Source organism: Terriglobales bacterium, assembly GCA_035454605.1.
GTDB lineage: Bacteria > Acidobacteriota > Terriglobia > Terriglobales > Acidobacteriaceae > DATMAB01.
Window position 1 is genome coordinate 1 of the sequence record DATIGQ010000037.1, and the last position, 9,134, is coordinate 9,134.

Consider the following 9,134-nt stretch of genomic DNA (forward strand, 5'->3'; position numbering starts at 1 on the left):
AAGGGTGTGAAAGTCCTCGCCCATCGCGTGGACAATCTTGAGCGCCCGCAGATGCGGACTCTTGTCGATAATCTGCGCCAGAAGCTGGGCTCTGGAGTAGTCGCGCTAGGCTCGGCGCAGGCCGAGGACGGCAAGGTCGCCCTCATCGTCGGCGTGACCAAGGATCTGACCAACCGTATCTCCGCCGGCAAGGTGATTGCGCCGGTGGCGCAGAAAGTCGGAGGCTCGGGCGGCGGCCGTCCCGACATGGCCGAAGCCGGCGGCAAAGACGCCGGTGCGCTCGACACCGCCCTCGGCGAGGTCTATGCAGTCGTGGAGGGGCTGCTGAAATAGGCGGCCTCGATCGCAATTCGCCTTCTCCGTCCTCCGTCCGAACGAAAGCGCAACGTGCGGCAGTCACCTCTTTCGAGACCAGCAGGTCCGTACCACACAGCGATAGGAAGATTGAGCGCAGGCGCTGGTCTCAGCTCGCCGGGAGCATCAGCTCCGCCACTTTAAAGTCACCGGTCCCTTGAGGGGATGCTCGAAGGGCTGCCCGGTGCTGCGGGACCGCTGCCACGCCTGCTTGAGCTGGAAGTACCAGCGGGCGGGGCGGTCGGCGTCGTCGATCAGCATCAGCGCGGGCTTGTGGCGCAGGCCTTCGGCTTGCTTCTCCATGGTCTGGCGGTCCTGCTCGATGAACTTGGCGGCGAAGTAGCGCGCCACCGGCAGCACGAAGGGCACGTGCCGGAAGATGTTCCACGCCGCCACCACGTCGATACGGCAGTGGTCGCGGGTGAGGGGCGTGACCGTGGTCAGGCTCGAGAACCAGTACTTGCCGGCGCGGATCTGCTCGTAGCGCAGGTTAGGCAGCACGAAATCGATGGTGGTGGTGATGGCCTCGGCCTCGGCGTAGAAGCGCAGCAGGCGGTAGGGCGCGCTGTTCGACGAAGGCGTGTGCGCGCTCATGCGGAAGCCGTACGGGATGGGCTCGAACTGCTTCTGCTTGAGGTGGATACTCTGGCGGCTGCGCCACCACCAGGCCTGGTGGACGAACGGTCCGTGGGCCGGATCCATCAGCCCGATAATGCCGTGGTCCACGCTGGTGGGCATGTCGGCGGTGAGATGCGTCCGCCGAAAGGGCTCGCTGACGATGGGCAGGCGGGGCACAGGCAGTGGCTCGGCCGACGCGCGTCCTGATCCCGCTTCCGGCAGAAAAGCCCAGAGGAATCCGTCCGCCTCCTGGCAGGCATAGGCCTGGGCGTAGATCTTCTCCGGGTCGAGCTTATCCTCGGGCGTGAGGGAAGGTATTTCGCGGCATTGGCCGGTGGTGGGCGCGAAACGCCAGCCGTGATAGCTGCACTCCAGGAGTTCGCCATCGAAGGCGCCGCAGGAAAGCGGCATGGCGCGATGCGGGCAGGCGTCGCGCAGCGCGAACGGGTTCCCTTCCCGGTCGCGTCCCACCACTAGCGGCACACCCAGAAGGGTGACCTTGTACAAACGGCCTGGGCGGACATCCCCGCTGGGCACTGCGCGATACCAGAAGCCAAACAGCATTTCGGCGTCCGGCTTGTGCTCGAGCAGCGGTGCGTCGGCAGTGCTCATGGTGGGAACGGTAGCAAAGTACTATGCAGTGAGCACAGGCAGCAAGGTTCGAGCGGGAACCGCTCTCAGGCCCGCCTGGAACTTGCGCCGACGTGCTCAGGTGCGGTCAACTGGACGCCTCGCCTTGGGCAGCACAGGCCAGAGGGAAGGACGATGGGACGCAGATTCGTGATTCGCGGGCTGCTGGGAGCGCTGGCGCTGCTGATCGTGGGCGTGTTGACGTTCCGCTGGCGCATGGTCCGGCTGCTGCTCTCCCGTCCGCAAGGTCCGGCCGTCACTCCGGTTCAACCGGCGGATGCGTTTCAGCACGAGGGCCGCTCGCGTGTCGTGCTGGTGGCGGGAGGGGATGCCAAGGCCCGTGTGTACGAATGCCTGGCCCGAATGGGAGCGGAGCAGCAGTTGCAGGTGGCGGGCAAGAAGGTGCTGGTGAAGCCCAACGTCGTGGGCGCCGGTCCGAATCCCGCGACGACGAATCCCGAAATAGTCCGGGCACTGTGCCAGTGGCTGAAAGAGCATGGCGCAGAGACGGTGTGGGTTGGCGACATGTCGGCCGTCATGTCGGCGGGGACTGCCGAGAGCATGAAGGCATCCGGCATCGAGCAGGCGGCTCGCGAGGCGGGAGCCCTCCCGGTCTACTTCGAGGAGCACGAGTGGATCACGGTCGAACTACCTGGGGCGCAGTATGTGAAGCATGTACCGGTAACCGAATTCGTCCGCAAGGCCGATGTGATCATCAACCTGCCGGTGATCAAGTCGCACAAGTGGGCCACGTACTCGGTGTGCCTTAAGAACTTCGTAGGAGCGACCCACGGCCGCTACCGCCCGTACATGATCGACTCCGAGCACTGGGAGGAGATCGTCAGCGAGATCAATCTGGCCTATCGTCCCGACCTCAACCTGGTGGACGGCACGCGGGTGATGTTTACCGGCGGCCCGTGGAAGGGAGAGGAAGCGGAAACGGAGCTGCTGCTTGCGGGAGGCGATCGCGTCGCCTGCGACGCCGTGGCGGTGGCCCTGATGAAGACCTTTCCTGCCGACGAGCGGTTGCGGAACCGGCGCGTCTGGGACCAAAGGCAGATCCGCCACGCGCAGCAGATCGGGCTGGGCCTGAAGGATCCGCAGTCCCTGGAACTCGAGGCCCATTGGTTGGGAGAGCCGAATCCGGACCTGCAGTCGCGACTAGAGGAAATGCGGCGGCTCCTCTTCGCCTGAGTATGCCAGCCCAGGAAGTCGCCATTGTCGGTTGTCTTCTGGGCACGGCCGTGGGCGACGCCATCGGCCTGCCCTGCGAGCATCTCTCACCACAGCGGCAGCGGAAGCTTTTCCCCGGCCTGGATGGCCATCACTTTCTTTTCGGCCGCGGCATGACCTCGGATGACACCGAGCACACGGCCATGGTCGCGCAGTCGCTCATCGCATCCGCCGGTGAGCCGGAAGTCTTCGCCAGCGATCTCGCGTGGCGCATGCGATTCTGGCTGCTGGGGCTCCCCATTGTCATCGGTCTGGCTACGCTACGAGGCCTGCTGAAGCTGTGGATGGGCTATGGCCCGGAGTCGAGCGGCGTCTTCTCCGCCGGCAACGGCCCGGCGATGCGCAGCGCCCTGATCGGTGTGTGCTACGGCGGGGATATGGAACGCATGCGGCGGCTGGTGCGCATCTCGACGCGCCTGACCCATACCGATCCCAAGGCGGAGTACGGAGCGCTGGCGGTGGCGCTGGCGGCTCGGTCGGCAAGCATGACGCAGACGGTTTCCGCGCAGCAGTACCTGCAAGCACTCCAGGATCTGCTGGGCGAAGAGGGTTGCGAGATGGTCGAACTGGCGCGGCGTGCGACGGCCGAGCACAAAAAGTCGACCGAGCAATTCGCTGCGGACATGGGACTGAACCGCGGCGTTAGCGGCTACGTTTACCACACAGTACCGGTCGCGCTGCACGCCTGGTTTGCGCACCAGTCCGACTTCCGGGAGGCGGTGCTCGCGGCGGTGCGTTGCGGCGGAGATACCGACACGGTGGCGGCAATTGTCGGCGGGATAGCCGGCGCTGGCGTCGGACCGGAAGGCATTCCCGCCGAGTGGCGCCATGGCCTTTGGGAGTGGCCGAGGTCGGCCGAGTGGCTTACGGCGCTCGCAGACCGCCTTGACCAGGTCGTAACCGAAGGCCAGCGACGCCCGGCCCTGCCCCTTTCGGTCTGGGGTCTTCCCTTGCGTAACCTGTTGTTTTTATTGGTGATTATGGCGCACGCCGTCCGGCGGACTCTACCTCCCTATTGAGCGCTCATCAACTTCCGGGATTGCTGGGCCGAATCCGCTTTCGTGCGCCTTTCAGCCGATATTTTCGGGTTCACTACCTTGATACCGACCTTCGGGCATATTTGAAGGCGGGGGTTTACCAGCATATAATCCACTGCACTCTGGTCCGAAGTCTCCGTCAGGCCTGAGGTTAGGTGGGGCGCGGGGATGTGCCTGCCTGCGCCTTGTGGGTTACAAATGAGCAAACACCTGCTTCGTATCCTGATGGTTGTCGCGGGGGTGGTGGTCCTGTGCCCACCCGTGCCCGCCGCCGACATTGTGCCGGTGACGGAGAACGGGCGCACCATTTTCCGCAACGATCGGGGCGGCCCTGCCCCGACCCAGAGCAAGGGTGTGCGCCGCAGCGGTACTGCGCGATTGGTTCCCTTCCAGCATCTCTACTACTGGGACGTACGCCGGAGCCGCTGGAGAAAGCTGGCCAATGCCACGCCGGAAGCCATTGAAGCGGCCCGCACCGCCTGGGCCGAAGCTGCCACACAGATTTCCGCGCGGCCACAGCAGTCTGAGCCTGCACGAGCCGAATCCGCGGCCGCCAATCCCAACTACGCCAACGTGGAGCGCGCCCGCAGCCTGACCGCGGCTGAGGTGGACGCCGCTATCGAAGCGGCAGCCGCCCGGCACAACGTCGATCCCAACCTGGTGCGCGCCGTGATCAAGGTGGAATCGAACTTCAATCCGCGGGCCGTGTCGCGCAAAGGAGCCATGGGATTGATGCAGCTCATGCCGGGCACCGCCCGCAAGCTGAAGGTCAGCAATCCCTTCGATCCGGAGCAGAACGTGGATGCGGGGGTCCGCCACCTGAAGGGCCTGATGGAGGATTTTGGCGGCGACCTGACCTTGAGCCTGGCCGCCTATAACGCGGGCGCGGGCGCGGTCCGCCGTAACGGCGGCGTGCCTCCTTACGCCGAGACGCAGAGCTACGTGCGGCAGATCACCCGGATCTACGGAGGCGAAGGACGCATCATCGGCGGCCCGAGCTACGCTCCCATTCGCATGCGCAAGACGAATGACGGCAAGCTACTGTTCAGCAACGTGGAGTAGGCCATCCTGACCCGGATCATCCCAACCCGGTGGATGCGGGCGGCGGCGGCGGCGCTCTTCCTGGCTGCTCTTGCTTCCTCGCCTGCCTTTGCGGCGGCAAGAAACAAAGCTGCCAGCCGCCAGCGCGCGCAAGCACAGTTCGAAAAGGCCGAGGAGTTGCGGAAGGCGCTGAGCGCGAAGCCCACGGCCGAGCGCAAGCGGCTGGATTACCAGCGGGCTGTCTCCGCCTTCTGGCAGGTCTATCGCATCTCTCCGGCCTCTCCCCGGGCGAATGAGGCGCTGTGGGTCATGGCCGAGCTCAAGACGGACATGGGGCGCATCTTCGGCGACCGGCCGACGCTGGAAGCGGCCATCGAACAGTACGAGTTCCTGCGCCGTGAGTATCCCGGGAGCCGCTATCGCTTCGAGGCGCTGCTGCGCGAAGGGCAGGTGTACCGGCACGACCTCGACGATGTGGCCAGAGCCAAAGCCACGTTCGAGGACTTCCTGAAGCGCTACCCGTCGCATCCCCTGGCCAAGGATGCCCAGACTGAATTGGAAGAGCTGCGCGCGGGAGCTACCCGGCCCAAGTCCGCCCCCAAGCCCCAACAGCAAACCAAGCCGGCTGAGGCTGCCCTGGTGGAAGCCTCGCTAGGCGAGCCGCCACTCGCTCCGGACACGGAAAGGGAACGCAAGGGGCGGGTCATGGTGACCAACATCCGCCACTGGTCCACGCCCGACTACACGCGCGTCGCCATCGACCTGGATCAGGAGGTGAAGTACGAGGCCGGCCGGGTCGGCAACCCGGACCGCATCTTCTTCGACCTGCACAATGCCCAGCTGGCGCCCGAACTCCTGAACAAGTCGCTGGAGATCGCCGCCGACGGATTCCTGCAGAAGGTGCGCGTAGGGCAGTTCCAGAAGGGCATCACCCGAGTGGTGCTGGAGGTGAACGGAGTCTCGCAATACTCCGCGTTCTTCCTGCCCAATCCCTACCGCCTGGTCATTGACGTTCACGGCAAGCGGCTTACGGAAACGCAGGTGGCGGCCAAGCCGCCAACACCGGCCCGGGCGACACCGGCTCCCTCGACAACGCAGGAGAAGAACAAGCCCGTGACGGTTGAGATTGCCAAGGCGGCGCCGCCGACCGCGAATCCGGCAACCACCGCCGAGAAGGAAAAGGAGATCAAGGCGACGACTAAGCCCACCACGGGTCCTGTATATGACTCAGTGGCTTCCCGGACATCGCCGAAGGAATCCAAGGAGGCAAAAATCGCGAAGGCGGCGGCGGAGACGCCCGCCGTTGTGGGTCGCCCGGCCAAGCCCAATGCCAGCGGAGAAACCTCGCTGACTCGGGCGCTGGGGCTGAAGATCGGCAGAATCGTCATCGACGCCGGACACGGCGGGCACGATACCGGCACCATCGGCCGCAAGGGGTTGGCGGAGAAAGACCTGGTGCTCGACCTGGCCTTGCGATTGGGGCGACTGCTGGAGGACCGCCTGGGCGCCGAAGTCATTTACACGCGAACGGAGGATGTGTTCGTTCCGCTGGAGAACCGCACCGCCATCGCCAACAAGGCGCAGGCGGACTTGTTCCTGTCCATCCACGCGAACTCCAGCCGCGACCGCACGGCGCGCGGAGTCGAAACCTACTATTTGAATTTCACCTCCTCGGCGGACGCGTTGGAAGTGGCGGCGCGGGAGAACGCCGTCTCCGAGGCCTCCATCCACGAACTGCAGGACCTGGTGAAGAAAATCACACTCACCGAGAAGATCGAGGAATCGCGCGAGTTCGCTGCGGCGGTGCAGCAGTCTCTGGCGCTCCAGGCGAAGAAAAACGCAGGCATGCGCAGCCGGGGTGTGAAGAAGGCGCCCTTTGTGGTGCTGATCGGCGCCAACATGCCTTCCATCCTGGCTGAGGTGTCATTCCTCAGCAATCCCACCGACGAGAAGAATCTGAACAAGTCGCAATACCGCCAGCGCCTGGCCGAAGCGCTTCTTCACGGCGTCTCCACCTACGCCGAGGGCCTGAGCGGAGTCAAGCTGGCTTCCAAAAGCAACACCGCCGCGCCCTAGGCCTTATCGCCTGCTGAAAGCGTAGAATCAAGGTTGAAGGCCCGGTGTCTAACATTTCGAGCGACCCGGGAACCGTTGGCCCGTCATGATTCGCCGCTTCCTCATCCTGACCTTGCTGGCGCTGTCGGCCGGGGCAACCGCACAGACGGCGCCGTTGCTGCCGGATTCGTTCGCCGGCTGGCAGAAGCAGACTCCCTCACAAAAGAGCACGCAGGCACAGACAGCCGATGCCACCCAGCCGGAATTGCTGACCGAGTTCGGGTTCACCGACTTCGAGGCCGCCCGGTACGCCCGCGGCGACCGCAGTTTCGAGGTCCGCGCCGCGCGTTTCCGTGATTCCAGCGGCGCCTACGGGGCCTTCACCTTTTACCGCCCGCCGGAGATGCAGCAGGAAGAACTGGGGGACCTGGGTGGATCGTCCGGCCAGCAGGTGCTCTTCTATCGCGGCAACATACTGGTCACTGCTGTTCTTGACCGCGTGACCGCCATGTCCGCCGCGGAGTTACGCACACTGGCGGAAGCCCTGCCGCAAGCGGCGTCACGCGAGGGAACAGCGGCGCCCTCCCTGCCCGGGTACTTGCCGCACACGTCCGCGGTCAGGAACTCAGGCCGATACGTCCTTGGTCCCGCCGGCTGGGCGAAATCCGGCCTGCCGCTCCCGACAGAGATTCTGGACTTCAGTTCCAACCCGGAGATAGCTCTGGCGCGCTACAAGACTACGGCCGGAGAAGCCACGCTCGCGGTCGTCTCTTATCCAACTCCGCAAATCGCTGCCGTAAGGCTGAAGGCGTTGGAAGCGCTAAGGCTCGCACGGCCGGACTTGGTGCTTAACGCCAAGCGCAGCGGGCCGCTGGTAGCCGTGGTCGCAGGTGTGGCCCCGAGCGATGCGCAACCCCTGCTGGACGCAGTGAACTATGACGCCGACGTCACCTGGAACGAGAACACCTTCCTTGCTCCGCGCGACAACATCGGCAATCTGCTGTTGGCTGTGTTTGTCCTGATCGGCTTCATTCTGCTGTTTGCCTTTGTCGCCGGTGTGGCCTTCGGCGGCGTACGCATCTTCGTGAAGCGCCTGTTCCCCGGCAGGGTCTTTGACCGGCCGCAGGAAGTCGAGATCATCCGACTGAACCTGGGTGAGCAACGTAAGCCCTTGGACGGACGAGGGTTAGAGGAGTCAAAAGCGCCCGGAATGACGGATTTTGTCACTTCTTCGGAAAACCGGCCTACATCATAAGTTATTGAAAATAAAAGCACTTATTATCAAGAATTTGCTTGACACCCCGCAATCGCCAAACATAAGATTTTTGCCAGAAAAGTTTTGGCGGCTTGTCCGTCGGAACTATTCTCCCTTAGAGAGGGCCGCCTGGTTGCCGGGCGGCCTTTTCGTTTTCGTGACGAAGTCAGCAAGCAGCGAACTGGGCGTGCGGTGAAATGTCCATGACGATCCGGCGCTGGCGTTGCGCCGGTGTGGCTGTTTGCTGGATGCTGAGTGCTGGGAGTGGAGCCGACGATCGGACTTGAACCGATGACCTGTCGATTACGAATCGACTGCTCTACCAACTGAGCTACGTCGGCTCGATGAATCGATTGTAATGCGCGTCGGGCGAACGCGCAAAACAGGAGAGTTGTGTTAGCGTCTTCCTCCGGCCATCCGTAGCTGGCGTCAGACTCCGTGGAAACATGTGACCGCGTTGCACTAACGTCAGTGCACGTTGCTCAAGCCGCTACCTGTGGATAAATAGGCCTTGCCAAGCCTCGTAACCGTTCCGATAATGGCGGGCAAGCTCTAACTGCTCCGCGAAAGAAAAATTGGAACGTTATCAACGAGCAGACGTACTGCGCATTCTGCGCGTCACGGCGCGACAGCTCGGGAGTTGGGAGAAAGCCGGGCTGGTCGCCGTCGCTGAGAGCTATTCCTTTTTCGACCTCCTGCAGATCAAGAAGCTGCGCGACCTGAGCGCCAAACGGGTGCGGCCTGCGGTGATCCGCGAATCGTTGCGCGCCATGCAGCGCCAGGTGGCGGGTATGGAGAATCCCCTGCTCGAGGCGGGGACCTTCTCCACCGGCAGCCGGCGCATTGTGTTTCGCCACCGCGGTCGGTCGGTGGAACCCATTGCCGGGCAGTTCCTGCTCGACTTTGGCGCC

8 protein-coding genes and 1 tRNA gene are annotated in these 9,134 nt (G+C 63.9%); 7 read left to right on the top strand and 2 right to left on the bottom strand.

The features are described from left to right. Positions 1-333 (top strand): DHHA1 domain-containing protein (locus VLE48_02525; GenBank protein HSA91859.1); only part of this gene is annotated, 333 nt, incomplete at its 5' end. 147 nt (positions 334-480) lie between these two features. Here VLE48_02525 and VLE48_02530 read toward each other — a convergent pair. Beyond that, positions 481-1,584, bottom strand: coding sequence for an aromatic ring-hydroxylating dioxygenase subunit alpha (locus tag VLE48_02530; protein ID HSA91860.1), 1,104 nt, complete (start codon positions 1,582-1,584; stop codon positions 481-483). Positions 1,585-1,737: 153 nt separating this feature from the next. Between VLE48_02530 and VLE48_02535 the strand changes: the two genes are divergently transcribed. The 5 genes from VLE48_02535 to VLE48_02555 all read left to right on the top strand — a co-directional run bounded on the left by VLE48_02535 (position 1,738) and on the right by VLE48_02555 (position 8,223). Further along, positions 1,738-2,796, top strand: coding sequence for a DUF362 domain-containing protein (locus VLE48_02535; GenBank protein HSA91861.1), 1,059 nt, complete (start codon positions 1,738-1,740; stop codon positions 2,794-2,796). Positions 2,797-2,798: 2 nt separating this feature from the next. Beyond that, positions 2,799-3,854 carry an ADP-ribosylglycohydrolase family protein gene (locus VLE48_02540; protein ID HSA91862.1) on the top strand — a complete coding sequence of 352 codons (1,056 nt, stop codon included), beginning with the start codon at positions 2,799-2,801 and terminating at the stop codon, positions 3,852-3,854. Between the two features lie 216 nt (positions 3,855-4,070). Continuing rightward, positions 4,071-4,934, top strand: a complete 864-nt coding sequence (locus tag VLE48_02545) for a lytic transglycosylase domain-containing protein (protein ID HSA91863.1) — start codon at positions 4,071-4,073, stop codon at positions 4,932-4,934. A gap of 33 nt (positions 4,935-4,967) precedes the next feature. Then, entirely contained in the window at positions 4,968-6,989 is a 2,022-nt protein-coding gene (locus VLE48_02550) for an N-acetylmuramoyl-L-alanine amidase (protein ID HSA91864.1), read from the top strand. Positions 6,990-7,074: 85 nt separating this feature from the next. Next, positions 7,075-8,223 carry a DUF6599 family protein gene (locus VLE48_02555; protein ID HSA91865.1) on the top strand — a complete coding sequence of 383 codons (1,149 nt, stop codon included), beginning with the start codon at positions 7,075-7,077 and terminating at the stop codon, positions 8,221-8,223. A 265-nt stretch (positions 8,224-8,488) separates the two neighbouring features. On the opposite strand, the gene VLE48_02560 is transcribed toward VLE48_02555, so the two are convergent. Next, positions 8,489-8,564: transfer RNA gene (locus VLE48_02560), tRNA-Thr, on the bottom strand. 234 nt (positions 8,565-8,798) lie between these two features. Between VLE48_02560 and VLE48_02565 the strand changes: the two genes are divergently transcribed. Further along, positions 8,799-9,134 (top strand): hypothetical protein (locus tag VLE48_02565; protein HSA91866.1); only part of this gene is annotated, 336 nt, incomplete at its 3' end.

What these genes read in the sequence shown, in the direction of transcription:
- VLE48_02530 (HSA91860.1), bottom strand. Translation starts at nt 1,584, where the DNA reads ATGAGCACTGCCGACGCACCGCTGCTCGAGCACAAGCCGGACGCCGAA.
- VLE48_02535 (HSA91861.1), top strand. Translation starts at nt 1,738, where the DNA reads ATGGGACGCAGATTCGTGATTCGCGGGCTGCTGGGAGCGCTGGCGCTG.
- VLE48_02540 (HSA91862.1), top strand. Translation starts at nt 2,799, where the DNA reads ATGCCAGCCCAGGAAGTCGCCATTGTCGGTTGTCTTCTGGGCACGGCC.
- VLE48_02545 (HSA91863.1), top strand. Translation starts at nt 4,071, where the DNA reads ATGAGCAAACACCTGCTTCGTATCCTGATGGTTGTCGCGGGGGTGGTG.
- VLE48_02550 (HSA91864.1), top strand. Translation starts at nt 4,968, where the DNA reads ATGCGGGCGGCGGCGGCGGCGCTCTTCCTGGCTGCTCTTGCTTCCTCG.
- VLE48_02555 (HSA91865.1), top strand. Translation starts at nt 7,075, where the DNA reads ATGATTCGCCGCTTCCTCATCCTGACCTTGCTGGCGCTGTCGGCCGGG.